The organism is Catenovulum adriaticum (genome assembly GCF_026725475.1).
GTDB lineage: Bacteria > Pseudomonadota > Gammaproteobacteria > Enterobacterales > Alteromonadaceae > Catenovulum > Catenovulum adriaticum.
In genome coordinates this window covers 488,449-515,387 of the sequence record NZ_CP109966.1, presented here as the reverse complement: position 1 = coordinate 515,387, position 26,939 = coordinate 488,449, and the positions used below count along the sequence as shown (strand labels likewise).

Below are 26,939 nucleotides of genomic sequence, written 5' to 3'. Positions count from 1 at the left end.
TTTGCTGTTTTTGAATATCAAGTACACCTTATTGTTATAAATACCACTCTAAAAATTTTTTCTTAGAGCAAATTAACTGATTACCACGGTCATTATAACGACCGTGGGTTAGTGCTTTAATAGCGTTTTCATCTTGGTTTGATGGACAGAAACGAATAAACGTTGAGGGTTATGGTTACGTACTTGATTTTCAGGGAACACTCAAATTTTTGTGGGTTTGTGATATTTTAAGCTGCAATGTTTTTGTCAGACGACTGCATTTTGTATAGTTTAAATACAGCGAAAATATTTTAGCATAGGTAAATTCTATTGCCTAAAACCCCATGGATGCGTGAAGTAGAGTGACGTCGGAACCAAAGCCGAGACTAGTTATTGAGGCGTGGGTTTGCCTTGTCTACACAAAAATTTTGTTAGGAACCTTGCAGTTCGAAAAAGTTCTAGCATTCAATACGTTAGAATACACTTTAACCTGAGTTAAGGTTTAATAGGTATTAATTTGTACAACTTGGTTTATCGATCTATCCTACCAACCCCGACCCCCAACCAAATGCCTTCGGTTCGGGTTTGGTAGGATACGAATCAAATAGGACAGCCGTTATACGGTGCTTTGTCAGAGTCTTACGGCTTTTCAATTAAACTTTCAGGCGGGGATTGTGTCACTTGGCCCGTAGCAGCCCACTCAGAGCCACGTGTAAATGTTGTTTTAAAACCTTTACCTGACATCGCTTGAACATCGTGCCCCAAGGTTGTATGAAATACTCGGCCTTTAGCGTAATTAATCACCATTAAAACGGGTTCGTGTCTGTCTGTTCCTTTTTTATCTCTAGCTGAAAATGCACTCGCTAAAACTTGCATATTTTCCGCTGGCCCTCTTAGTTTTGCATATAGCTCATCCTCCGTATGTAGCCATTGTTCCGGTAAACCTTGAGTAATTGGATGTGTTAAATCCCGGTGTTTTATTGTAAAACGATGTCTTGGACCATGACTTCCAGCCCCCCCTTTTTTACGATCTCTGATTAATTTGCCTTGTTTATTAAAGTAAACATAAGGTCCATCTTTTTCGCTGCGGCCGCCCCAACCGCCTAAAGCCGTCATTTTGTTATATTCAAGCCATTGCGGAAAAGAATTATTTGCCGCGTGAACGACCACCAAACCACCGCCGTTTTTCATGTAACTCACTAAAGCTTGTTGTGTTGAAATTGACCAATCTGCAGCTTTCCAACCAAAGTTGGAAATCACAACGTCGTATTCAGTAAAATTGGGAGAAAATTCAGGATCGGTTTTTGGCTCGGGTAAATCTTGATACTTTTTTCCATCGTTTAAAGCAAATTGTTTACCTGCAACGTTTGCCTTCCAGGTGTATTTACTTCGGTAAATATCTACTTCAAACAAACCTGTTTGTTCGAGGTAGTTCTTCATTATTCCTGTAGTTTTTGGCCAATCTATATGATTGTTTTGACCATCCACTATCAATGCCTTCAATTGTTTCTGATTCACTGACACTGGGTTTATGGCGGAACTTGAACAAGCACTTAAGCTTAAACATAAGCTGATTAATATTATTTTTATCTTAATTTTCATACTTCACTCATTATGGTTACAAATATAATATATTATTACACTTTTTTATTAGCAATGTGATAACTAGAAGTCGTAAAAAACAAATTAACTAAACATTGGGCAAAATTGCCAGTCTGAATTATTCACAGTGGTTTTTTAAGTACATATGTACTGATTATTGATACGAAAAGACGTAATAAATCGGCATCTAATTATTTAAAGTGAACGCTTGTCAGAATAAGAATTCATAGCGTGGTTTTATTTAATGTTTAACAAAAAAAATTTTAGTATTGCAAAGTTTTTCACGAGTTTAATTTTGTATTTTAGTTCTATCACAGTAAATGCAAATGAACAGGTTATCGCGTTATCACCCGAACAGTCGTTAGCAACTATGGTTGTGCAAGATGGTTTTAAAATGGAACTTGTTGCACACGAGCCAATGGTAGAAGAGCCTGTTTTATTAAGCTTTGATGCAAACGGGCGTATGTATGTGGCAGAAATGCTCACCTACATGCAAGATGCTGATGGCAGTGGTCAGTTGAAAGCAACCAGCCGAATTAAGCGTTTGGAAGACACCAACAATGACGGTGTTATGGATTCAGCGACAATATTTGCAGATAATTTATTATTACCACGTATGATTTTGCCTTTAGCTGATGGCCAGATTATTGTAAGAGAAACCAATACATTAGACTTACTGTTAATTGAAGATACTAACGGTGATGGTGTTTCTGATACACGTAAAACAATTTTTGAAGGCGGTAGACGTGGTGGCAATTTAGAGCATCAACCAAGTGGATTGATTTGGGGTATAGACAATTGGTTGTATGTAACTTATACCAACAGACGCTACAAGTTTGTTGATGGTAAAATTATCACTCAAGACCTTAGATACGGCGGCGGTCAATGGGGTTTAGGTCAAGACGAAGTCGGGCGGCATTATTTTACCAAAGCAGGTGCCGAAAAGCCTGGTTTTAGTTTTCAATTTCCAATTGTATATGGCGCTGTGCCAATTAAAGGTGAATTAGCGGAAGGCTTTACCGAGGTTTTTCCAATTGAATACATCCCAGACGTTCAAAGTGGATTACCTAGAGTACGTGAAAATGGATCACTAAACCATTTTACTGGTGTTGCCGGACCCAGTGTTTATTTAGGTGACAAATTACCAGAGTTATATGGTAATTATTTTGTACCAGAGCCGGTGGGTAATTTGGTTAGGCGAGCAATTATAAATAGAGAAGATGGTCATTCGGTTATCTCGCATCCTTACCAGCAAGCGCAAAAAGAATTTATCGCATCAACCGATTCGTCATTTCGTCCCGTGTGGAGCGAAACCGGCCCTGATGGCACTTTATACATCGTTGATATGTACCGCGGGATTATACAAGAAGGAAACTGGACAAAAAAAGGTTCTTATTTACGCGAGGTGATCGATAAATATGGTCTGGATAAAGTTATTGGTGGCGGTCGAATTTATCGAGTTACTAAATCGGGTGTAACCCGAGACTCGCAACCAAACATGTTTGACGAATCTAGTCAAACTTTAGTAAGCCACTTAGCCCATGCCAACCAGTGGTGGCGCTTAAATGCACAGAAACAATTAGTATTACGCCAAGATAAGTCAGTCGTACCGAAACTAAAATCAATGGCGTCACAACATACCAGCCCCCTCGCAAGATTACATGCCTTATGGACATTGGAAGGTTTAGGTGTTATCGACAAAAATTTATTATTGAATGCATTTAACGATCCACATTCCTATGTCAATACGGCAGCTGTGCGTATATCCGAACAATTAGTTGAACGAGGCGACACGGGGATAGTTGATGTTTGGCAAAAGCTCATTAAACAAGCTGATATTGAGCTAGCCCAGCAAATTCTTTTATCTGTTTATTATGTGAACGTGGCCGATGAAACGCGTGAGAAAATTAAAACTTTAGTTGAGAAAAAATTCGCGAAATCTAAATCGGTTGCAGCGATTAATAAAGCGATGCGTTATCTAATCGCTGAGGAGCAGGCGCAAGCTGAAATGGCTAACGAAAATAAAGATTTTGCTGAATCTATGGCACGTGGTAAACAAAATTTCAATTCAATGTGTGCGTCATGCCATGGTGACGATGGTACTGGAACAGTAGTAGGCGATGGCTTAATTGCCCCGTCGTTTGTTAATAACGCAAGAGTGAATGGCGACCTTGCTATTTTAGGTCGCATTGTTTTGCAAGGTTTGACTGGGCCAATTGAAAGCAAAAGCTATTTAGGTGGCATGATGGCATCGATTGGTTTAAATGGAGATGAATGGATAGCTGATTCATTAACTTATATACGTAATAGTTTTGGTAATAATGCTTCAGCTGTAAAACCAGAACAAATCGCCCAATTACGAAAAATTGAAAGCCGCACTACACCTTGGACTTTGCCTGAGCTGAATCATTTATTTGCAAATAAGTTAACTGACAGAAATCAATGGAAGTTTAGCGCAAGCCATAACCCTGAAAACTTTGAGGCGCTTATAGATGGTAAGTTAACTTGGAATAGGTGGGATAGCGCGCATAAACAAGCCGTGGATATGTGGTTTCAAATTGAGTTACCTGGAGCATATTACATCAGCCAAGTTGATATGGATTGCCGTGATGCTTCACGTTTATGTGCTCGTTCATTCAACTTAGAGTTCTCGCTTGATGGACAAGAATGGAAAACAGTGCATCAACAAATCGAATTTGCAGATAGACATCAAATACAAACGTTAGGCGAGCCGGCGCGTTATATTCGGTTTGTTTTAACCAATGGTTCGTCAGAACATAATTGGGCGATAACTGAACTTAATTTAATCGGTAGTCCTGTTGCTACAAATTAACAATGAATGAGTCAATGTACTTTATTCAACAAAATATAATATAAATAAACATAATTATGCAGTGAGAATGTGAAATGAATATTGGCAAAATTTTTGTAACTACAGCGGTTATTTCGGTATTTAGTATAACCGCGGCTTGTGCAAGCAACAATAACAACGATGGATTCGCACAACTTGAATTACATCCTGCACTTAATTCAACCAATACGCAATGGCATGCGAAAAGCAAAACTTTGACGATAACTGAATCGGTTCAGTTTGTACCTGATGGCCGAAATAATTGGACATTTACGCAAATGGACAAACTGAAAGACGAGTTCTATTGGGATATTCCTTGCGATATTAAAACGGTGCTTATAGATGAAAACGTCACTGTGACGGGGCATTTACGAATGACATGCGAACAAAATATAGAAGGGAAAAGTCGATTTAACAGTATTATTTATGGCACTCCAACTAAAGCATGGGCACGCGGTGAAAATAAAAAAGAAGATGAAGGGACTCGTTGTTCACGTAATGGTCAACCTGCAAAAGTTGCAGGTGATGATATAGTACATGACTGCGAAAAATGGCAATATGGCGCGATTAGTGTTGTGCCAACCGCACCCCAAAATGCAACTTTTTACGTGAAAAATTTAACGGTTGAAAACCCACGAACTTACGCTATCACGTCAATTCGTCATACATTTCATATTGATGGGGTGAATATCTTAAACACCCGTGAATATCCGGATACTCAAAGTAACTCTGATGGTATTGGTGGCGGGCCCGGTACTGTGATAAAAAATACTTACATTGATACCTGGGACGACTCAATTAAGTTGTATAGAGATGGCATGATCGTAGAAAATGTCACTATAGTACATAACCCCAATGGTGCGCCATTTCAATTCGGTTGGGGGAATAAACCAGCGACTAATCATCTACTTAAAAATGTAAAAGTAATTGAAAGTCCGTCCAAATCGCCACAAAAACGCTACAATTTACCTTTATTTGCTAATTCAGGTGGTAAAGTTGACGCGACAGTGAGAATTGCGGGGATGACGGCTGAATATAAAAACAATAGTATTTTAAATAAATGTATGACAAATCAGCCTATCCCTTTGGTTTATTTAAAACATCCTCAATCAAAAATCACTCTTATAAATGCCAATAATTCGCAGTTGCGTTTATTCGCACCGGTTATTGAATGCGGTGCAGGCACGCTAGTTTGGCCTGGTAATCAGTCAACTTCTACCAACATGCAAACCGTTACTGGCTGTGAAAATTGTAAGCCTCAATAAGCGAAATTACATTTAGGGGGGGCTATCTTCCAGTCCCCCTAAATAATTCTTTGTTAGATTTAAGTTTTCTCCTAATATGTTCTGTTTTCTCTAAATTACGATTCAATTATCCTCATCATCTGCAGAGTGAAGCAGGCTAACTGATGTGCTCTATGATTAGTGAATATTTAAATGATGTAACGTATTTTCTTTGTAAATTAACCTCAAAGCAGGTTAAGGTGCATTCTAACTATTTGAATTATTTAACACAGCCTCCTTGAAGAAAGGCTGTTTGGAATACATTCACTAAACCGAGTTGAGGTTAAATTATTCATCTTGTCTTAAAAGTAGGCAAGAGCAATATCAGCTGGTATTATAATAGCTAAATCCACTGCTAATAATATGAGATATTAAGACAAATGGCGATTCTAGAACGGAATAATAGCTTATCGCAACGAATGGTTACTGAATTAGGTAAAGCAATCGTACGTGGTGAATACAACTCTGAAACAGGTTTACCTTCAGAATCAGATTTATGTGAAAAATTTGGTGTAAGTCGTACAGCTGTGCGTGAAGCTGTCAAAATGTTATCAGCGAAAGGCCTTATTAGTAGTAGACAAAGGCAAGGAATAAGGATTTTACCTAAATCTAATTGGAATTTACTTGATTCAGAAGTTTTAAGCTGGTCTTTGAAAGGCGAAGTTTCGCTACAAGTTCTTCGTGAATACTTACAAATGCGCAAAGGCATTGAACCTCAAGCGGCGGCATTAGCAGCTCAGACAAGCGATTTTAGCGCAATTTCAAAAATAGAGCAGGCTCTTGCTAAAATGCGTACGGCAGCCGAAAGTGGCGATCCGAAAGCTGAATTAGAGGCAGATATAGAGTTTCATATTAGTATATTATTAGCGACCAAGAACCGCTTTTATATTCATATGAAAGAATTTACGAGTACTGCGTTGCATGCCAGCATTCAATTTACCTCACCTGTAAAAGCGGATCCAATTGCTGTCGTTGAAGAGCATGAAAAAATTTATCAGGCTATTAAGTCAGGTAATGCTGAGCGTGCTCGCAATATTATGTATATGTTAATTGATGAGGCTATATTGTTTGTTGAAGCTAAAATTGACCAGTAGTCATATGACGGCGAGTCTTTAAGATTCGCCTAGTTTTCCCGCCAAATGTCCCAAAAATAGCCTTAACCATACTATTTGTCTCAAAGATAACTTCATTTGTATCTGATTTGTTATCAACTCTTTTTGCAAAGTTTAATTGTAATATAATTTAACCCATGTTTTTAATGGGAGAAACTTTACGTGAGCAACTTTTTAAAATCTATTGTTTTAGCAAGCGCTCTAGGCACTGGTTTAACTGCGTGTTCTGGAAACTTTAACGACAGTCAAGAAAGAGAAGGTGTAGCAGCGACTACGCAAAAATCAGAAGTGAAACCTAATATCGTACTTATTCTTGCTGACGATATTGGATTTGCAGATATTGGAGTGAATGGACAAAAAAACTTCTCTACGCCTAACTTAGATAAAATGGCAAATGAAGGCCTCAATTTTAGTCAGTTTTATGCTGGCTCAGCTGTATGCGCGCCCTCACGGAGTGTTTTATTAACTGGTCAACACTCAGGTCGAACGCCGGTAAAAGCAAATTATATGACAATTCCACAGCAAGATGGCTCATTGCGCTACCAAGGTGGTACTTTTACCCCAGATGAAAAACTAATTTCAGAGGTTTTAAAGGAAGCTGGTTACGCTACAGGTGTTGTTGGTAAATGGGGTTTAGGAGAAGCTGACGATACTGGCCACCCTAACCGTAAAGGTTTTGATTACTTTTTTGGTTATTTAAATCATGTGCACGCGCATAATCACTTTACTGATTTTCTATGGCGCAATTATCAACAAGTACCACTTAAAAATAAAGTTGAAAAAGTAGAATGTGATTACTGCGATAAATTTGCTTTTGAAGGTTACGTAACGCCTCTGGAAGCCCGCTATGAGTATGTTGACTCATTATTGCGTGACGAAGCGGTTGCTTTTATCGATAGAAACGCAAATCAAGAAAAACCATTTTTCTTGTACTATTCGATGGTTTCACCACATGCAAATAATGAAGCAGATCAAGTTGATTATGCACACGGTTTAGAAATTCCTAGTTATGGTGAGTTTAAAGATAAAAGTTGGCCAGAAAGTGCAAAAGGTTATGCAGCTATGATGCGCCACATCGACCATTCGGTAGGTGAAGTAATGGCTAAGCTGAAAGAAAAAGGGATAGCCGATAATACGATAGTGATATTTACTGGTGATAATGGTCCGCATCAAGAAGCAGGCAACGACCCAGATTTTCATGACTCAAACGGTAACCTGCGTGGAATAAAACGTGATCTATACGAAGGTGGCATCCGCATGCCTACAATAGCTTGGAGCCCAGGTCTAGTACCTCAAGGGAAGATATCTGACCACATTGGTTATAGTGGTGATTTTATGGCAACTTTCGCTGATTTAGCGCAAACCTCAGTACCAAATAATACTCAGTTAGACTCTTTAAGTTTCGCTAATGAATTAACTGGTAAAAAGCAAACAGTGCAACACGACCATATTTATTGGGAGTTCCATTTGCATGGTTCTTCGCAAGCTGTGCGTAAAGGAAAATGGAAGGCAATTCGTTTACCACTAATGACAGGGCCTATCGAGCTATACGATTTGGAGAATGATCCAAGTGAAAGTAAAAATTTAGCAGCTCAACACCCAGAGTTAGTTGCAGAGTTTGCAGAAATAATGGAGCAAAACCATTTCCCACATCCATATTGGCCGATTAGTAAAAGCGATCAAAGCCCGGATAGACAACGTAACCCGATATTCAAATAAGGCATGGAAAGATGATGCGAAACAACACACATATAAAGTTTGTGTTGGGTGCGTTGGCAGGGCTGACATTGTCAGCCTGCCAACCGGCTACACAAACTAATAACGCCACAGAGCAACAAACACAGTTGTCAGTTAAAGAAACAAAGCAAAAGCGCCAGCCAAATATTATTTGGATTATGGCTGATGACATGGGTTACGGCGATTTGGGGAGCTACGGCCAACAGAAAATTAAGACACCAAGACTCGACCAAATGGCGGCTGAAGGCATACGGTTTACTGATATGTATGCAGGCACAACCGTATGTGCGCCATCTCGTTCTGTCTTAATGACAGGTTTGCATATGGGACACACCCCCGTGCGTGGCAATGCAGACAAAACGATTCAGACACTTGCGCCAGAGGATGTGACTGTAGCTGAAGTTTTACAAGACGCAGGTTACTCAACTGCACTAATTGGTAAATGGGGTTTGGGAGACGACGGCAACACAGGCTTGCCTAATGATCAAGGCTTTGACTATTTTTTTGGTTATTTAAATCAGGTACATGCACATAATCATTACCCAGATTTTTTATGGAGAAACAAAGAAAAAGTCGCTTTAGATAATAAAGTCGAGCTAGGACCAGTCGCTTACATGAGTTTTCATGGTGGGGTGGCAAAACCTGAAAATCGCAAAACTTATTCGAGTGATTTGTTCTATCAAGAATCAATAGATTTTATTCAACAACAAAAAGACAACCCATTCTTTTTATTCGTAAGCTTAACTTCACCGCATGCTAACAATGAAGCAGAAAAGTTTGATTGGGCTCATGGCATGGAAGTACCTGGCTACGGAATTTATAAAGATTTAGATTGGCCAGAGCCAGCCAAAGGTTACGCCGCTATGGTGAGCCATATTGACCAAGGAGTTGGACAAATTATGGACACACTAAAAACTCAAGGTTTAGCAGACGACACAATCGTTATTTTTACTTCAGACAATGGCCCTCATGAAGAAGGTGGAAATGATCCTTATTTTTTCAACTCTTCAGGTCCATTTACGGGAACCAAACGCGCTTTAACAGATGGTGGTATTCGTGTGCCATTTATCGCTTGGGGCCCAGGTTTAGTTCCACAAGGTCAAGTGAGTGATCACATTGGTTATTTCGGTGACTTAATGGCAACAGCGCTTGATGTGGTTGATGCATCAGCCCACCGGCCATTAGATAGTGTTTCTATGCTACCCGTTTTTACTGGAAGTGATGATCAGCAACAACACGACATGGTGTATTTCGAGTTTTATGAAATGGGTGGTATTCAAGCTGTGCGTCATGGGGACTATAAAGCCATTCGCTCACCATTTTTTACTGGAACAATACGTTTGTACAACGTGAACCAAGATCCAAAAGAACAAATCGACATAGCTAGTCAACATCCAGAATTGGTGGCTAAAATCGATAAATTTATGCAACAAGCGCATGTTCCTGACCCACGTTGGCAAGTGGTTCAAGGCGCAGCTGGTCGTCATTAATATAATAATTGAGGTAGTTGTAAATGATTGAATTAAGCATTTTAGACTGGCTAGTGTTAGGCGGTTTTTTCTTAATACTTGCAGGTGTTGTGTATGTTTCGATGCGAAGCAAAGAAGAAGATACCACCGATTACTTTTTAGCAGGGCGTAATGCCACTTGGTTAACCATAGGTGCATCTATTTTTGCATCTAATATAGGCTCAGAACATTTAGTGGGATTGTCAGGCGCAGGCGCATCATCAGGCATGGCTTTGGCGCACTGGGAATTGCAATCTTATATTATATTAATACTTGGGTGGTTTTTTGTTCCTTTTTATTGGAGCTCAAAAGTTTATACCATGCCAGAGTTTTTAGAGCGCCGTTTCTCTGAACGCTCACGTACATTTTTAGCAGGTATTTCAATTATTAGTTATGTATTAACTAAGGTTGCCGTAACGGTTTATGCCGGTGCTTTAGTATTACAAACGTTACTTGGTATAGACACAGTTTGGGGTATCGACTTCTTTTGGGTTGCCGCAATTGGGATGGTAGTTATCACTGGTATTTATACGGTACTTGGTGGTATGAAAGCCATTATGTGGACCTCTGTTTTGCAAACACCGGTACTTTTATTAGGTTCCATTATTATTCTTTGGGTAGGCTTGGACAAAGTTGGCGGCTGGGCTGAAGTAGAGCGTATAAATGCCGAAAAAATGCATTTAATGCGACCATGGGATGATCCTAACTTCCCTTGGCCAGGCATTATCTTTGGTTCCTTTATCATAGGTTTTTGGTACTGGTGTACTGATCAATATATTGTACAGCGAGTTCTATCAGCTAAAGGCATTAAAGAAGCACGTCGCGGTACAATTTTCGCGGGTTATTTAAAACTGCTTCCTGTATTTATTTTCTTAGTTCCTGGCATGATTGCCTTTGCGCTGCAAGAAAAAGGTTTAATTCATTATGGTTCCTCTGATGCCGCGTTTGCAACATTGGTAAGTGAGTTACTACCCGCTGGTGTTAAAGGTATTGTTATTGGGGGGTTGTTAGCAGCATTAATGTCCTCACTTGCATCACTATTTAATTCATCAGCAACTTTATTCACAATTGATTTTTACAAGAAATTTAAACCTCAAGCAACGGAAAAACACCTATTGCAAGTTGGTCGTTTAGCCACCATCGGGATCGTAATTTTAGGTATGTTGTGGATACCGCTTATGCTCGCCTTGTCGGCAAATTTATTTGAGTATTTACAACAGGTTCAAGCTTTAATTGCACCGGGTATCGCCGCAGTATTTTTATTGGGTATTAGTAGTAAACGCATTACCGAAAGCGCAGGTTTTTGGGGTTTAGTTATTGGTTTTGTATTAGGAATGGTTCGTTTAGTACTTTCTTTCTTTGCCGAAACTGTAAAAGACATTCCATTTATTGGCTGGTACGCCAATGAAAACTGGCTATACATTTGTATCTTCTTGTTCATCTTAATTGTGATTTTGATGGTGGTTTTGAGTTTTGTAACACCACAAAAAGATGAAAAGTCGTTAAAAGGTTTAACTTTTTCAACTATGGACGTAGACCAACTTAAAGAAATTAAAGCGGGTATAGATAAGTGGGACATTATCCATACCGCCGGCATTATTGCTTTAACCGTGTTTATTTACTGGCGATTTTTCTAATCACATGATTTGTCCTGTTGTTTAAACAAGGATGTTTTTACACCCCCTAATTAATTTTGATTAGGGGATTTTTCAATTTTTATGTATGAGGGCTGTTTGTAATGAGAGAGTTAATTAGAGTGCATTTTAAAACCAAAGCGTTATCCGTTACTTACCCATTGTTATTACTCTTCGTTATTATGCTGCTTTTACCAGTAAAGGCCTTCGCCAAAAAATTAGTGTATACCCTGACCGCTGAACAATTAATGTTGCAAGACACTGGTTTTTTTCAAACTAATGATGGCCTGGTGGGTGTCAATATTTGGGAAAAACAGCGTAAGGGTAAGGTGGATATTGCACTGCCTATTGGCAATCAAACCTTTGATATTAAGCTCTATACAATTAGCGAAAACCTTGGTGGCGCGCGTTATAAAATTTATCTTAGTGGTAAATTAATCGGTGAATTTACTGCACCAACAACGGAAAAACATAAATCGCAAAGCGAAAAAAACATCAAAATTTGGAAGAATATCGAAATAAGTGAAGGTGAAACGTTAACTATCGAAGCCTTTAATCAAACGAATAACGGTAAAGACTTTAGCAAAGCGCTGTGGCAGAAAATTGAATTTTTAACAGACGCAAAATTAGAAACCGTTAAAGCAAGTGAGTTTAAAACACATCAAGAATTTGAAAGCGGCCCCGCTTTAGTAGAGCCAAGAATGGCAAACGGTGACGGTACCGTTACAATTAGCGGAGAGCTTAAAACTTGGCACAGCATAGATCTTTCCTTAGACGGCCCATTCGCTCACGAATTAGATGTCGCACCTAATCCATTTTTAGATTACAACATGTCGGTTACTTTTACGCACGAAACGAATAACCAAAGCATTACTGTGCCGGGGTATTTTGCTGGTGATGGCATCGCGGCAGAATCGTCATCTGAACAAGGCAGTAAGTGGCTGGCCCATTTTTCGCCAAATAAACCCGGACAATGGTATTACAGAATTGCGTTTTCAACTGGGGAAAATGCAGCGGTTTCAGTTGAAAGCAGACATAGCTTAGCGCCTTATCATGGGATCTCCGGTTCATTTATGGTGACAGAAACTGATAAAGGTGGAAGGGATTTTCGCGGTAAAGGTAAATTATCGTACGTCGGACAAAGGTATTTACGCTTCGCTCATACTAAAGATATTTTTATAAAAGCTGGTAGCGACGCACCTGAAACATTATTGGCTTATGCAGACTTCGATGGCACAGGTAGTGCGAAACGCAATTTAGCGCTAAAAACATATCCATTGCACGCAAAAGACGCAAAATCCACAGATCCAACTTGGCAAAATGGTAAAGGTAAAAACCTATTAGGCGCGCTAAACTATTTGTCTTCAACTGGTGCAAACGGCGTTTCATTTTTAACTTACAATGCAGGGGGCGATGGTGACAACGTATGGCCATATGTTTCCCGTAATGCTAAATATCATTTTGACGTATCTAAACTTGCTCAGTGGCGTATCGTATTTGAACATGCTCAAAGCTTAGGCTTGTTTTTACATTTTAAACTGCAAGAAAATGAAAATGACGATAACCGCAAAGGGGCTGGACGCGCAGATGCCAAAATAGAAGAGTCGTTAGATGGCGGATTATTGGCTATTGAACGCAAAGTATATCTGCGTGAAATGATTGCACGTTTTGCGCATTTAAATGCACTTAATTGGAATTTAGGCGAAGAAAATACCCAAAGCACTGAAGAAATACAGCAAATGGCCCGTTATCTAAGCGAGTTGGATGCTTACAATAATCATATTGTGTTGCACACATTTCCTTCTCACCAAACCCGAGTTTACCCGCCCTTATTGGGCGCGAATTCAGCGCTTACCGGAGTATCACTACAGAATCATTGGGGTAATGTGCATGAGCTTACGTTGAACTGGGTCAACGCGTCTATAAATGCTGGTAAACCTTGGGTGGTTTGTAATGATGAGCAAAATCCTGCCGGTTTGGGTGTACCACCCGATCCAGGTTATCAGGGCTTTGATGGTTGGGCGCGTAATGGCGATAACAAATACAATTTGCATCAAATTCGTAAATACACACTCTGGGGGAACTTGATGGCCGGTGGTGCAGGCGTAGAATATTATTTTGGATATCGCTTGGCTGAAAATGATTTACTGGCAGAAGATTTTAGAAGCCGTCACCTGTCTTGGATTTATGCTGGCAACGCTATCAAGTTTTTTGAAGATAACAAGTTACCGCTTAATCAAATGTTTAATCAAAATGAGCTGGTTATTTCCAGCAGCGAAGTTAAATCTTATGTGCTTGCTAATCAAGATAACCTTTTGTTGTATTTACCCAACGGCGGCAATGCAAGTTTAGATTTGCGCGCACGAGCGGGCCACTATCTTGCTCAATGGTTTAATCCTGTTACAGGGGACTACACCAAAACATTTACCCTCAAAGCAAGTGGCAAAAGTTTAACTGAGGTTCAAGCGCCGAGTAGTGAAGAAGACTTTCAAACAGCGGATAGATTATTATTGCTGAGCAAGGAGGGTTAAAGGTGTATTTATTCAGCACAATATTTGTTTTGTTTTTAAGTTTTTTTTGTTTAGGCGTTCATTCGGCAGAGCTGGCACTCAATAAACAAGGTCAACTGGAATTGGTAGATGAAGATCAGGTGTTCTTAGCCAGTCCAGAACAAGGCGTATGGTCGATTGGCCAGCAGTCAAAAGGATTATCAGCGCTGAATTATACACATGCACATGTCGAGCAAGTTAAAAAAATTGGCGACTGGCAAGTATTCTCAGGTGAAATGGTGACAGAGCAAGGGATTTGGAAATTGCGTGATAGTTGCCGTCATATAACTGCATCTAGCGAAATCTTAATTAAATGTATCCGCCGATACCATTGGACTGGGCAACAAACGCTTAAAAATGTTGTTTTATCGGTACGCTGGCAAGCACCTAAACAATATACGCAAGTGGTGATGCCAAGTGTTGTCTACCATGGGAACCCGTCTGCCAAACAAAATAACCCAGACGCAATTGCTCATTTATCACAGACAGTGGGAGAGTTTGCACAATTTGAAGAACACAGATTATCCATGCCTTTTGTCAGCCTTGAATGGCGTGACGGGCGAACAATGCTCGGTACTGCATTACACACCCAACCTTCTAAAGCCATCAATGGAAATCGACCGGATTTATGGTGGTCGGCCGGTGTACAATATCTTGATGGTAAATCTGAACTCAGACTATTGTCGGGGCCTATTGGTTATAATGAACAAGCAGATATTGCTAAGGCCTATCAATTTAGCGCGCTACCTTATCAAAACGCAACGGTAAACATTAAGCCTAACAGCATAATCGAAAAAACTTACTACCTACAGGCACATCGAAGTTTTAATAAAGGTGCGGGCTTTTCACGTGCAATGCAAGCATCTTTGGATATTTTTCAGCCACATAAAAAACAGGATTTACCAAATTTTGAGCAAATTGTAGCGGATAAAACCCGTTTTTTATTGAGCCGATACATGCAAGGCGCCAGCAACAATGGTGTTGATTATGCCGGATTCAATATGTTTGACCACAGCTATCGGCAACAATTAGTGATGGGGTGGGCTGGGCAGTCTGACGCGCCCGGCTACGCTTTGCTTGCATTGGGGTATTTAAACAACCAGCCAGATTGGATAAACAAAGCCAAAGCATCGCTGGACTTTTTATCAACAGCGCAATTTGATGAGATAAATGGTTTTACGGTTAATTTTAACGCAAAACCCGGAACATGGACGCACCATGCTTTTAAAAAGTTAGATCCGTCTAAGGGAAAATACATAGGCGATCCTGTTTCACAAGGCCAAGCCATGTATATGTTTGCTAAAGCCATACAATTTACTAACCGAATGGCGAACGAAGGAAAGCACATAGAATCAAAACGTTGGAAAGCTTTTTTACAAAAAGCATCTGATTATCATAGCCAAAGAATTTTACAAAGTAATTGGCGTCCCAAATCGACAAACCAAGCCTTTTTAGTTGCACCATTAGTATTAGCAAGCGAGCTGTTTGATAATCCAATTTATTTAAAAGCGGCAACTAAAGCGAGCGAACATTATGCTAAACGTCATATTAGTATGCAAGAACCCTACTGGGGCGGCACTTTGGATGCTACAGGCGAAGATAAAGAAGGCGCATGGGGTGCTTTTCAAGCATTTTTAACTATGTACAAGGTAACTAAGCTAGATAAATATTTAGCTTGGGCAAAACATGCGGCTGACGTCATGCTAAGTTATACTGTGGTTTGGGATATTGATATGCCAGCAGGGCGCTTGGCTGATCATGGTTTTAAATCAACCGGCTGGACGGCTGTGTCACCACAAAATCAACATTTGGATGTATATGGGGTTTTAACCACCCCTGCGATATACCAACTCGGCGAATACCTAAAAGATGACAAACTAAAACAGTTAGCAAAAGTAATGTATTTATCGTGCGGCCAATTAATAGACCCACATGGCTCGCAAGGTGAACAAATACAACAAACCAATTTTTCCCAGAGTAAACATAATATTAAACAAGCAGGTGATAATGCAGCAGCACACGCTTTTAGAGGAGGCTACTCGGAAGAATGGACCGTACTTTGGATAACCACCCACTTTTTAACCGCCGCAGCTATGTTTGAAGAAATGGGCGTTGAGTTATAAGGAGCGCTCCTGCGCTGCAGTGCATTGAAGCAATACACAACTAGGTTCTATTTAAGTGAACAATTTTTTTATTGAGTAGATGATAACGGTGCCCAACTGATTATTTAAATATGTATGAAATAAAAAATTAATCGTGTAACTTTTTTGTAACGTTGAAGATAATAAAAGGTTGAGTTTTCCATAATATGTTCACGGCATAGCTCAGGGGCTGGCACCCCGCTTTGGGCTTGCTGCAAAATAGCGAGGTTCTGACGGTATCTAAAATGTGATTTTTTCATAATTTTAGATATTTTGTACGATCCTAAGTGACATCAAATAGCTTTCAATTCAGCTTGTATTTTTCGTTCACTATACGTGTAGCCAGTTTCATTGAATATTTTGTTTTAACCCACAGATTTAGCGCTTTGTTTTCTTCTGACGGTGTTTTGGCATCGTACTACAAACGATCTCTGCAACCCCCAAGCGCATTACATAATTCCGTGGTGCTAAAGCCTGGATCTGCTTTTTTCATCTGCTTCATTATTTGTGGTTTGGATTGTCCAGTATGAAGAAAGCATCAGCTTTTTTATATGCCATTATCTCTTTGAGCACGTTTAAGCTGAGCTTCCAATTCTTGTATTCTCCGTTGCTCGGGTGTTAATACTTTTGCGTTTGACGTTATTTTTCCTTGTAACTGCGCAATGTATTATTGTTTTAAACGCGATACTGCTGACTTGCCCGCGCCTGATATTTCTTTTACCTGTTGATTGCTGTAACCTTTTTCAATCATAAGCTTGGCGTATTCTAATTTTTGCTTTGCGCTAACTGTGACTTTTGTTTTTCTGATCATTTTTATACTTTGAAGATTTCGCTAATTGTAAGCTATAAATCTTTACAGTTGCATTAGACCATTACATCCGCAATTGGCACACTATTTCATTTGGGCTTGCTACACGCCTCAAAACTGATCCTGACTGTTGGTATTATTAATACTGAGTCAGAATAGCAGGCATCTCTTTAGAGCGCCTGTCGGTAAAGATTGTTTATCTATTTGCTAAAAGTAATCTTTTGGCAATAATTTAAGCTGTTTGTCTAGCTTTTTAGAAAATAACTTCAACAAGCTTTGGTTATCTAGATTTGTAGCCAAATTATTTAACTCCATTGGGTCGCTACGCAGATCATAAAGTTCCTGATCGCCATTTTTAAAACGAATGTAGCGATAGTTTCTGGTTCGAAGTGCATGGTTGTTTGGATTGTAAGTATTTAAAACCGGTTTATCCCACGCGTTGTTTAATTCGGGGTTATTAAGTAAAGGTGTTAAGTCGTACCCATGGATATGTTTAGGGCGTTTTAAATTTGCCATTGAAACTATGGTCGGGTAAATATCCTGCAAGCTGACCGGAGCGGATATTTGAGCTAGTTTGTTTGGTTGACGCGGATCTAAAATCATAAAATTGGCCTGATTTGACGCTTCCCACAATGAGGTTTTCGCAATCCAGTTTTTGTCACCGTGGTGGTAGCCGTGATCTGACCATAATACGACTACTGTGTTATTTTTCGCAGGGTTATGTTTAATTGCATCGACTAAAATACCTAATACTCGGTCTGCATAAGCAATTGTTGCGAGGTAAGCCTGAAATGCGGCTCGCCATGCATGGATGTCACCTTCTTTTTCTAGCATTTTGCCATGAGAGATCAATCGGGTAAATTTGGTATCCGACGCCTGTTTTTTACCCGTTTTTGACAGATCTTGAAGATCTTGCTGTACCCACTTGTATAGGTCACGGTTTATTGCCATTTCAGATTGAGGGAAAAGATCAAAATATTTTTTTTCAACGACCCAAGGTAAATGGGGGGCGAAAATACCGGCGGCTAAAAAAAAGGGCTGGTCTTTCGGGCGGGTGAGCTGATGTATTTTATTGTTAATGTCTTCAACTGCGATTTGACCCTTGACTATTAAATCCGCTATGTATTTTGCATTGACATAGTCGTTGGACGCTTCTGTTGGCACTGAGGTTGTCCCAAATCGACTGAATTTAGGCGCTTTGCCATTCTCATCTGCCCAATATTTAGAGATAACTTCTTTTTTGTTGCGTATGGTTCCTAACATGGTACCTGTACCTGAATACCGATCGACCCAGGCACTCCAGGAATATTCAGAATCGGCCCAATCATTATGAAGCCCTTTATCAACCTCGGAGCGGCCTTTATGAAATACCTTTCCTATTCCGGCAGTATAATAACCATTTTTTTTAAGATATTGTGGAAGTGTTACTGTATAGGCCAATGTGTCATAATATCTAAAGTGCTTATCATGCTGGTAATAGCCAGATATGTGGGTTGGGATGCCTGTGAGTAATGCTGTTCGTGAGGGGCCGCATAAAGGAGACGCACTGTAAGCTTTTGTGAACACACTTGATTGTTCTGCTAGTTTTGCAAGGTTAGGAGTAAGCCGTCCTACAACAGACTTTCGAACGTCGTCATCTGGGTAAACTTTTTTTAGGAAGCTGCCTGCTTTATCGCCTAATACTGAGTTATAAATATTTAGATCATCAACAGCAATAAATATAAAATTTGGTTTAGCTGCTTGTGCGAGGTTGCGATTTATTTTTGTTAACTCAGCCCAGCTGCTGTTGGAAAATATTAATCCCAACGTCAAGCTATATAAAATCAACCAAATATTTTTTTTGTATAGTGTGAACATAATAATCATACCTATATATTTTAAAGACAAAGACGAGTTAAGTGCGCTTATCCGTTTTAACTTTTGTTTCAGTTGCCCAATTACTGTGAAACAGAACATCAAATCTCTGGGTCATTTTGTCCTACAGAGAAAACCGGAAAACCTTATAATAATGCTCTTGTTGTTATTTTTATGAGTCCATTTGTAATGAATTTATTGACCAAATATCCAACTTTGGCGTTTTTGTATGGTATTCAAGGGATTCACCCATCCTTTAATGCAAAAAACTCACATTTGTGATTCCACAAAGAAAACATTTACCATAACTGACTCTGTTCAATTTTTTGATCAACCTGATAAAAAGTTTACTGACAAACAACACGGCTTAGTCAAAGATGAATTTTATGGGGATAACCCCTAGAAGATTAAAACATTGCTATTAGCAAAGAAGGTTGGTGTTAATGGCCATTTCCGGTTTAGCTGTGCACAAAAAATTCTCTAAACTAAACAGAGTAACATTTATTGATTTAACCAAGTTGAAGGTCTGTCACAACATGTGCAATCCCCGTAAGAAAGTATTTTTCGGGGATTGCAGAGCATGTAAAAGTCACAATGGGCTGGTTTTTTTATGGATTTAAACTTCATCTGATAATGAAGGTAGTTTGTTTTCAGTAAAAGCGGGTAAAGTGGATGATCGACAACCGGTATTAGATATAGTCGAAAATCTTACTGGCAGTTTATATGTGGATAAAGAAGGCATTAATTACGTTACAGGCCAATGTAAAAACATGAAGCCCAAATCACTATCTGGGTGAGACAAGGCTATGTTATCTAAAAGATTTATAATAGAAACAGTTTTCGACTAACGGAGAAATATAGCTCAGATTGAACATCCCATACATCGAAGCTGTGTTGCATTTATGGTGAATTTCACCAGTTAGCAGCTAACTGATACAAAGTATTAGACGCGTTAGCTAAATGACTGCCAAGTTTAAAATTTCATTAATAAAAAACGTATACAAAACAAAAAATCACTAATCAACAGTTTTTATGCCCATTAGTTGGATTGAATTATACCTCTAAACAGAACTCCTACATAAGCCTACCATTACGCAATAAAAAACAGCATGAAAGGGAAACCTAAACAGTCATATTGGTCTGATGATGTGAAAGAAAAGCTGGTAATTGTTAGTTTTATATTTGTATTATATTAATATTGTGCTACTTTTTATCCGGCTATAAGAATTATCAGGAATTGGCATTCAAACTTCTGACTAATTACTATTAAAATTAATTAAGGAAAAATAATGAAATTGAAATTAATAACAATTACGACCTTTTTAATCAGTTTGTCTCAAACTGCACTCGCAGCTTTACCCAGTGGCGTACATTCGAATTTAAATGATAATAATGCAAGCTGGAATGCAAGTAGTAAGACTTTAACTATTTCTCAGTCAGTTTCTTTTGGCGGTGATTCAAACGTAGAAGGCTTTTATTGGACCGTTCCTACTAACATTAAAACCATTCATATTAATGGCGGTGTAACTGTTACAGGTGGTTTTAGGTTGTTAGAACCTATGACAATTAAAGGAGGTAATAGAGCAACCAGTAAAATTTTTGGTACTGATACAAAAGCATGGGCCAGAGGCGCAGATGGTGTAGAGGATTCTGGCACAAGTTGTGATAATGGACCACAAGGTGATGATCGAGTAGATGATTGTGATAAATGGAAGTATGGCGCAATTAGTGTTGAGTATAATGCCCCAGCCAGTGCTCAGTATAAAATACAAAACCTAACTATAGAGAACGCTCGTACATATGCAATTACTGCTTTTAATCAAGCATTAAATGTCGACAGAGTTAATATTATAAATACTAGAAGCAATGATTATCAAAGTAATTCGGATGGTATCGGTGGTGGTCCAAATACACGTATAACGAACACAAAAATAGATACTTGGGATGATGCAATTAAGCTCTATCGTAATAATACTTTTGTACAAAATGTAACTATTATTCATAACGCGAACGGAGCACCATTTCAATTAGGTTGGGGTGATAAACCTAACACAACTCACAATTTACATAATGTATTAGTTCAAAGTGGTGTTGCCACAAATAATGAGTTTAACTTAGCTTTATTTTCTAATTCAGGTGGCAAAGTATTACCAACAGTAAACATTTCAAGTATTAAAGCAGAATATCCAACAAACGCAAAACTTAGATATAATGGTCTAGTAAATCTGCCTTTAGTTGTTATGAAGGGCAGTAGCGATTCTAAATTGCTTTTGAAAGAAACGTCTAATGCGAGCATAAAATTATCCGCACCAGCAGCTAAACAAGGTAATGGTAATGCTCATGCTTATATGCAAGGAGTTTGGCGACTTAAAAACTACTTTAATTTTGGTAACACTTCGACTATTAATGGCTGTGGCTGTTAGTTGTTTAATATTAATTTAACCTATAATTAATAATATTGTAATGCGGAGTATAGCTATTATTTTATTAATGATACTATCCTTAGTATTACTTGGGTTAGTATCATTATTTACTACATTTCAGCACACTATTTTTCCCTTAAAGAAACAAGAACTAGATAAAATATCTGACATTAGAAAAATTGAGGTTTTATCACCTATTAATAAAAACGCTCCTATTAAAAAAATACATTCAAGTGAAGTTAATAGCACAACATCCTTTAATATTGTTAAATTATCAATGCTTTACAACACTGATTTAGTTGAATATCAAAATTATTTGTCAGATTGGTATACCACAGATAAAAAAGCTCTATTGTTTGAAATGTTTAAAGCTCCTTTTGATAAAAGTAGCCGTTTTTATTTATTACAAAAAAATGTAATTGGCTATTTGATTCAGCATGAAGGTATAAATAGTTATACACTACTTGTTGATAGCGTTGGTTATGACATTCAACCACAGGCGATTAACATGCTCTTACTTGAATCTTTTATTAAAACACCTGCATTACTAAATGATTGGTTCACTGTTCAATATATTGGTTCAATCCCTAATGAAATCGCAAGTTCTTTTCTGGAAGATATTTTTAGCCTGCAATTCAATTCAGCTAGAGCTTGGTTTTTGTCTCAACCTCAATGGCTAAATGAGGCAGATTATTTAAAGCTATTTTTATTAAAAAGTATTAGAAGCAGTTCTGCTTTTTTAGTTGAAGATATGACCTTATTAGGCAATTTGAATAACGATATTGATCATATATTTGCTGCACAATTTTTTTCTGAAATATTGATAGATAAACCAATTGACTGGAGGATTACTCAAATATTTGATTATGCTTATGAAAACCAAGAAAGGCGAGAAGCTTTTTATTTAGCTTTCCCATGTTTGGTCAGACTAAACGCAGTTGAGACACTAGAATATGGTTTTGATTATTTTAGATACGACCCTATATTTTTTAGGTGGATATTAAATCAACAAGAACTATATCAATACTCCCTGAACGATAATTTAAATGACGTTATTAATATGATGCCAAGCAAACAACTTAAGCGTAATTTTTTGGAAAATATAATAGCCTATCAAAAAAATAATCACCAAAAGTTTGATAGCGGGGTATTTGCTAATCAAATATTTGATGATGAGTTACGCCATTTTGTTGCCTCTATTATTGATTAATACTATAACAGTCAATTAATTTTGTAGACAGCTTAAACGTATTTTAGTTAGTTTTTTCATATTAAGCTGGTGATATATTCCCTAATTTATCGTGTTTTTTTCTGTTCACCTAACGGTTCTTACATTATCCAATCAATTTCCAGCTATATTTGAAAAGTTGTTATGATACTTAACTGTGCCGCAATACTCGGATACTTTAGACCTGATAATACGTAGTATTGAAAGCTTAGATTGCTCGAAATACGGCAATAATTTATCGGTTAGGGTGTCAATGCCGTGTTGGCGGTTTAGGGCGCACGAACCCTTGCTGTATGTATCTAAGAAGAGCAGTTACCATATTCGTCCAATGTTTTTTTAGGTTGTTAGTGTAAAATGGCTCTTGTGAACCAAGGTATCTTAGATAAGCAATTTCACCAGATACGAATACGGCGTCTTTTATTAGCCTCGCTCATCACTCGTTCTGTGTTAACCGTGGGCTGTGTAATCGATAGTGTATTTGAAAATGGTCTGTTCAATAATTTAATTTTTGGTGTTTGGAGTTCTTCGACATTTATCAATTTACGTATGAGTTCCACCATTTTAGACCAGCTCCAATCCTCAATTAATTTGGAGCTGGAATTAGTTTTTAGTTCATAAAAAACTATTTCAACGGCAAATGTCCGCGCATTTTTTCAATTTCTAATTGATATGCGGGTTCATTTATTAAATTGCTATATTCATTGGGATCTTTAGCTAAATCATAAAACTCTTCAGCGCCGTGGTCATATTTAATGTAGTTAAAATTACCTAAGCGGATCGCATGGTTGCCTGGCATATAGGTAATAATCGCAGGTTTGTCCCACGCCATACTAGGATTATTGATTAAAGGTAATAAGTTGTTGCCAGACATTTTGTGCGGCTCAGCAATATTTAAAATGTGAGCTAGTGTAGGGTATATATCTAACAACGAAACTGGGTGTTCAATTTTAGTTGGCGAACCATTGGGTAAACGCATAATAAAAGGAGCTTGAGTTGCTTGGTTCCACAACGAGAACTTTTCCCAACGCAGTTTATGACCCACTTGGAAACCGTGATCGCTCCACAGTACAACAATTGTATTGTTTTTGTATTGGCTGTTGTCTAAACCATCAATGATTTTACCTATCATTTCGTCGGCAAACGTTACGCTGGCCAAATAAGCTTGCATCGCGCGTTTCCATTCTGCTTCGTTGTCGACAACCGCTTTTGCAACACTGGTTGAAAAGTTAATTTGCTCTCTTTTTGAGATATCTTGCATATCAGCATAGGGTTTCGGTGGTAATTTTACCGAATCGAGCGGATACATATCTAAATATTTTTGCGGCACTACTTGCGGTGAGTGAGGGCGGAAAATGCCACAGGCCAATAGAAATGGTTTGTTATGTGTCTGTTGTACGTAGTCGTTACAGTATTGCGCAGTTTGATAGTCGCCAGATTCTTCCGTTGTTTCGCTTGAGGCTCCCCAAATAGCAAATTTACGTAAATAGGCACTAATTTTTTGACCGTCATATTCTTCAATGCCGTTTAACCACTTAGCATAACCATTTTCGTCTTTGTGTAAATGAGCGCCTCTAACGCCCGTATTATTAGCACTTTGTTCATGCCATGATTGTGGATCGGACTGCGGCTCTGGTTTTTTACCTGTGCCTCGTGGTTTATGGAATATTTTGCCGGCAGCGGCTGTTTTATAACCGCTATCGGCCAACCATTGCGGAATGGTTTTTATGTTTTTGTTTTGCGGGTTACTTCTAAAGTTACCTTTGTTTTCATGTTGACCTGTAATTTCTGGCCGTAAGCCTGTTAAGACAGCGACTCTAGACGGATTGCATGCGGGTACGGCCGGATGTGCACTCATAAATTGCACCCCTTGACTAGCGAGCCTATCAATATTGGGGGTAATAGCCGGGCCGCCCCAAGATGCTGGGAAATTATTTAAATCATCAATTGCAATCATTAATATGTTTGGCTTATCCAAATTAGATGTTTGCTTTGCAATGGCGTTGCCGCTTAAGCTTAAACAGGCCATAGTCGTCAAATGTACAACAAGTTTTTTTATATTTTTCATAGTTACAACCTAACTTACAGTAAATTGGTTAACACAGTTTTTTAATGTGTTACACGCTTGGGTGAGTGATTCGCTAGACGAGCGACTGGTTTTTGCATGTTCAGCCATGTGCACACCGTCCTCCCGTACAGCATGAATACGTTCGTTAATTTCATTTGATACCGAGGTTTGCTCTTCGGCTGCAGTCGCTATTTGACTTGACATATCAGAAATTTTATTGAGTTCTTCTTTCATTTCGCCAAATGCTGAAACACTTTCTAGCACCACATCTATCGCATTTTGTGCTGTACCTGTTAGCGTTTGCATACTGTGTGTCGCATCGTTTGAACCGGCTAATAATGACTCAATTTGTGCTTCAATTTGTTTAGTCGACTCTTGTGTGCGACTGGCTAATTCTCGCACTTCGTCTGCGACAACGGCAAAGCCGCGGCCTTGTTCGCCAGCGCGAGCGGCTTCTATTGCTGCGTTTAATGCCAATAAATTTGTTTGTTCGGCAATAGCCTGAATGACGTTGACCACAGAGCTAATATTGTTGGTTTCCTCGTTTAAGCGTGATACTAAAGTAGCAGTACTACTAAGCTCATTGATTAAGTGGGTGATTAGGCTTTTACTGTGTTCAGCCATTTGTGAACAATTAATTGAAAAATTATGTGCTTTTAATACTGCATCAGAGGTTTGCTGCGTATTTTGAGCAACTTCCTTAATAGATGCAGTCATTTCATTCATCGCCACGGATACATTGTCAGTTGCATCATTTTGGTTATTGGAGCGTTGTAAGCTGGTATTGGACGCATCTGCCACTTGTGAAACCACGTCGTTCATTAATACCGTTTGTTGATTAATTTGCTTAAGTGCTGAATCGAAATTATCTAATAATGAGTTGAGAGCCTGACCGACTTCTGCTATTTCGTCGGAGCCGTAGATTTGCACCCGCTTTGTAATGTTTTTAGTTCGGCTTATTTCAAAGCACGTTTTCACGAGCACCGAAAGCGGTGTGGTAATACTTCGAATTAGTACTATGGAAATTATCACGATAAATACAAACAAACTGGCGGTAACAATTAAGGTTGAAATTAGCCTGTAATCAGCTTCTGATATTTTTTGTTGTAACTGTTGTGAAATCTCACTTAAAATGTGCTCTTCTGAAGTTTTGTGTGTTTCAATCAATTGGCTTATGTTGGTAAAAAAAAGGTCAGGATCGCCCATGAGTTTCTCATTTAACATTCCCAATAGGTCTTTGAGTTGTTTTTTTACTTGTTGTTGGGAGGGATCGTTATCAATGCCTTTAAGAATACTGCGTACCTCAGCCGATGCTTGGCGCACTAATCGGGCTTGATAGTCACTTAATACAGCTTCAATATTCACATAGTGACGAAAACGCCCGGGACCAAATGTACCTTTGGTGATATAAGTGCCGTAAAGTAAGCCCCGTATTTCTGAATAAATATCTTTAACCATCATTTGTGCATGTAATACGGTTGCTTTATTGGCTAAATCTTTATCATTGGAAAAGGCAATTATTTCTTCCACTAAATGAATAATTTTTGTGTTACGGTCTTTGTAAGTTCTAAAGGTATATTTGTCTTTTAATTTGTTTTTTAGTTTATCGACACCTTGATGGCGAGCTTCGGCCAATTCTGAAAATGACGATTGAATTGCTTCTATCTTTTTAGCTATGCTGGGTATGGTAAGTAATTCGGTGTTTTCTGATATTACTTGCTTAAACTGGTTAATTTGTTGGTCGACACGGCTGCGTGCTGCGGTTAATTCGCTGCCATATCGTGCTTTTTTTGAATAAACGAAGCCGAAAGAATAATCACGCTCGTTTTGTAGCGCTGTCAGTAAATGTGAAGACTGACTGACTAGCTCCATTAATGAGCTAATATTGTTTAAATTGTGCTTTGATTGATTGGCACTTTGATAACGTTCGAATGAGAACCAAGCGACGACCGTTAATGGAATGAACACTAGCGCAATAATGCGAGAGTTTAGAGTTAGTTTGTTTAAAAACAGCATGATATTCTCACTTGTTTTTGTCATTTCTATTGTTGACATCTAGGCTACTTAACGCATTTTTAAGATCTTTTGGGTCGATGAAAACTTAAATGTATTAATATAACTCAAAATACTTTGAGGCCATTTTTTGTTCATTAAGACTATTTATT

The 26,939-nt window shown here is 38.5% G+C and carries 15 protein-coding genes and 1 pseudogene; 11 read left to right on the top strand and 5 right to left on the bottom strand.

The features are described 5' to 3' along the window. Positions 1 to 618: 618 nt before the first annotated feature. On the bottom strand, positions 619 to 1,419 hold the full coding sequence (locus OLW01_RS15575) for a ThuA domain-containing protein (protein WP_268076465.1): 801 nt from the start codon (positions 1,417 to 1,419) through the stop codon (positions 619 to 621). A gap of 406 nt (positions 1,420 to 1,825) precedes the next feature. Here OLW01_RS15575 and OLW01_RS15570 point away from each other — a divergent pair, with 406 nt between their 5' ends. The 8 genes from OLW01_RS15570 (at position 1,826) to OLW01_RS15535 (ending at position 16,378) form a co-directional block, all read left to right on the top strand. Beyond that, positions 1,826 to 4,414, top strand: a complete 2,589-nt coding sequence (locus OLW01_RS15570; RefSeq protein ID WP_268076463.1) for a DUF7133 domain-containing protein — start codon at positions 1,826 to 1,828, stop codon at positions 4,412 to 4,414. A gap of 74 nt (positions 4,415 to 4,488) precedes the next feature. Beyond that, complete coding sequence (locus tag OLW01_RS15565; RefSeq protein WP_268076458.1) at positions 4,489 to 5,697, top strand: hypothetical protein; 1,209 nt, start codon at positions 4,489 to 4,491, stop codon at positions 5,695 to 5,697. Positions 5,698 to 6,095: 398 nt separating this feature from the next. Next, positions 6,096 to 6,809 (top strand): FadR/GntR family transcriptional regulator, encoded by a 714-nt coding sequence (locus tag OLW01_RS15560; protein ID WP_268076456.1) that lies wholly within the window; start codon positions 6,096 to 6,098, stop codon positions 6,807 to 6,809. A gap of 180 nt (positions 6,810 to 6,989) precedes the next feature. Continuing rightward, positions 6,990 to 8,546: an arylsulfatase gene (locus OLW01_RS15555; protein ID WP_268076455.1), complete on the top strand. Its 1,557-nt coding sequence runs from the start codon at positions 6,990 to 6,992 to the stop codon at positions 8,544 to 8,546. An 11-nt stretch (positions 8,547 to 8,557) separates the two neighbouring features. Further along, positions 8,558 to 10,054 carry an arylsulfatase gene (locus tag OLW01_RS15550; RefSeq protein WP_268076453.1) on the top strand — a complete coding sequence of 499 codons (1,497 nt, stop codon included), beginning with the start codon at positions 8,558 to 8,560 and terminating at the stop codon, positions 10,052 to 10,054. Positions 10,055 to 10,077: 23 nt separating this feature from the next. Next, entirely contained in the window at positions 10,078 to 11,709 is a 1,632-nt protein-coding gene (locus OLW01_RS15545) for a sodium:solute symporter (protein WP_268076451.1), read from the top strand. Positions 11,710 to 11,810: 101 nt separating this feature from the next. Further along, a complete protein-coding gene (locus OLW01_RS15540; RefSeq protein WP_268076449.1) occupies positions 11,811 to 14,237 on the top strand; it encodes a glycoside hydrolase family 140 protein in 2,427 nt (808 codons plus the stop codon). A 2-nt stretch (positions 14,238 to 14,239) separates the two neighbouring features. Further along, positions 14,240 to 16,378, top strand: coding sequence for a hypothetical protein (locus OLW01_RS15535; protein WP_268076448.1), 2,139 nt, complete (start codon positions 14,240 to 14,242; stop codon positions 16,376 to 16,378). 685 nt (positions 16,379 to 17,063) lie between these two features. Here OLW01_RS15535 and OLW01_RS15525 read toward each other — a convergent pair. Beyond that, positions 17,064 to 17,207 (bottom strand): hypothetical protein, encoded by a 144-nt coding sequence (locus OLW01_RS15525; protein ID WP_268076446.1) that lies wholly within the window; start codon positions 17,205 to 17,207, stop codon positions 17,064 to 17,066. 204 nt (positions 17,208 to 17,411) lie between these two features. Then, complete coding sequence (locus OLW01_RS15520) at positions 17,412 to 19,061, bottom strand: sulfatase (RefSeq protein WP_268076444.1); 1,650 nt, start codon at positions 19,059 to 19,061, stop codon at positions 17,412 to 17,414. A gap of 512 nt (positions 19,062 to 19,573) precedes the next feature. On the opposite strand from OLW01_RS15520, the pseudogene OLW01_RS18540 reads away from it, so the two are divergent. The 3 genes and pseudogenes from OLW01_RS18540 to OLW01_RS15505 all read left to right on the top strand — a co-directional run. Beyond that, positions 19,574 to 19,969, top strand: a pseudogene (locus tag OLW01_RS18540) (transposase); the annotation flags it as partial. Between the two features lie 378 nt (positions 19,970 to 20,347). Beyond that, positions 20,348 to 21,481: a glycoside hydrolase family protein gene (locus tag OLW01_RS15510; protein WP_268076440.1), complete on the top strand. Its 1,134-nt coding sequence runs from the start codon at positions 20,348 to 20,350 to the stop codon at positions 21,479 to 21,481. A gap of 40 nt (positions 21,482 to 21,521) precedes the next feature. Then, on the top strand, positions 21,522 to 22,691 hold the full coding sequence (locus tag OLW01_RS15505; RefSeq protein WP_268076439.1) for a hypothetical protein: 1,170 nt from the start codon (positions 21,522 to 21,524) through the stop codon (positions 22,689 to 22,691). A gap of 640 nt (positions 22,692 to 23,331) precedes the next feature. On the opposite strand, the gene OLW01_RS15500 is transcribed toward OLW01_RS15505, so the two are convergent. Further along, on the bottom strand, positions 23,332 to 24,774 hold the full coding sequence (locus OLW01_RS15500; RefSeq protein ID WP_268076437.1) for a sulfatase: 1,443 nt from the start codon (positions 24,772 to 24,774) through the stop codon (positions 23,332 to 23,334). A gap of 9 nt (positions 24,775 to 24,783) precedes the next feature. Then, positions 24,784 to 26,829 carry a methyl-accepting chemotaxis protein gene (locus tag OLW01_RS15495; protein WP_268076436.1) on the bottom strand — a complete coding sequence of 682 codons (2,046 nt, stop codon included), beginning with the start codon at positions 26,827 to 26,829 and terminating at the stop codon, positions 24,784 to 24,786. Positions 26,830 to 26,939: the final 110 nt, after the last annotated feature.

Bases quoted from the DNA above. Each gene is read 5' to 3' on its own strand.
- OLW01_RS15500 (WP_268076437.1), bottom strand. From the start codon at position 24,774: ATGAAAAATATAAAAAAACTTGTTGTACATTTGACGACTATGGCCTGT.
- OLW01_RS15505 (WP_268076439.1), top strand. From the start codon at position 21,522: ATGCGGAGTATAGCTATTATTTTATTAATGATACTATCCTTAGTATTA.
- OLW01_RS15565 (WP_268076458.1), top strand. From the start codon at position 4,489: ATGAATATTGGCAAAATTTTTGTAACTACAGCGGTTATTTCGGTATTT.
- OLW01_RS15545 (WP_268076451.1), top strand. From the start codon at position 10,078: ATGATTGAATTAAGCATTTTAGACTGGCTAGTGTTAGGCGGTTTTTTC.
- OLW01_RS15540 (WP_268076449.1), top strand. From the start codon at position 11,811: ATGAGAGAGTTAATTAGAGTGCATTTTAAAACCAAAGCGTTATCCGTT.
- OLW01_RS15575 (WP_268076465.1), bottom strand. From the start codon at position 1,419: ATGAAGAACTACCTCGAACAAACAGGTTTGTTTGAAGTAGATATTTAC.
- OLW01_RS15510 (WP_268076440.1), top strand. From the start codon at position 20,348: ATGAAATTGAAATTAATAACAATTACGACCTTTTTAATCAGTTTGTCT.
- OLW01_RS15550 (WP_268076453.1), top strand. From the start codon at position 8,558: ATGATGCGAAACAACACACATATAAAGTTTGTGTTGGGTGCGTTGGCA.
- OLW01_RS15520 (WP_268076444.1), bottom strand. From the start codon at position 19,061: ATGTTCACACTATACAAAAAAAATATTTGGTTGATTTTATATAGCTTG.
- OLW01_RS15525 (WP_268076446.1), bottom strand. From the start codon at position 17,207: ATGATCAGAAAAACAAAAGTCACAGTTAGCGCAAAGCAAAAATTAGAA.
- OLW01_RS15570 (WP_268076463.1), top strand. From the start codon at position 1,826: ATGTTTAACAAAAAAAATTTTAGTATTGCAAAGTTTTTCACGAGTTTA.
- OLW01_RS15495 (WP_268076436.1), bottom strand. From the start codon at position 26,829: ATGTCAACAATAGAAATGACAAAAACAAGTGAGAATATCATGCTGTTT.
- OLW01_RS15560 (WP_268076456.1), top strand. From the start codon at position 6,096: ATGGCGATTCTAGAACGGAATAATAGCTTATCGCAACGAATGGTTACT.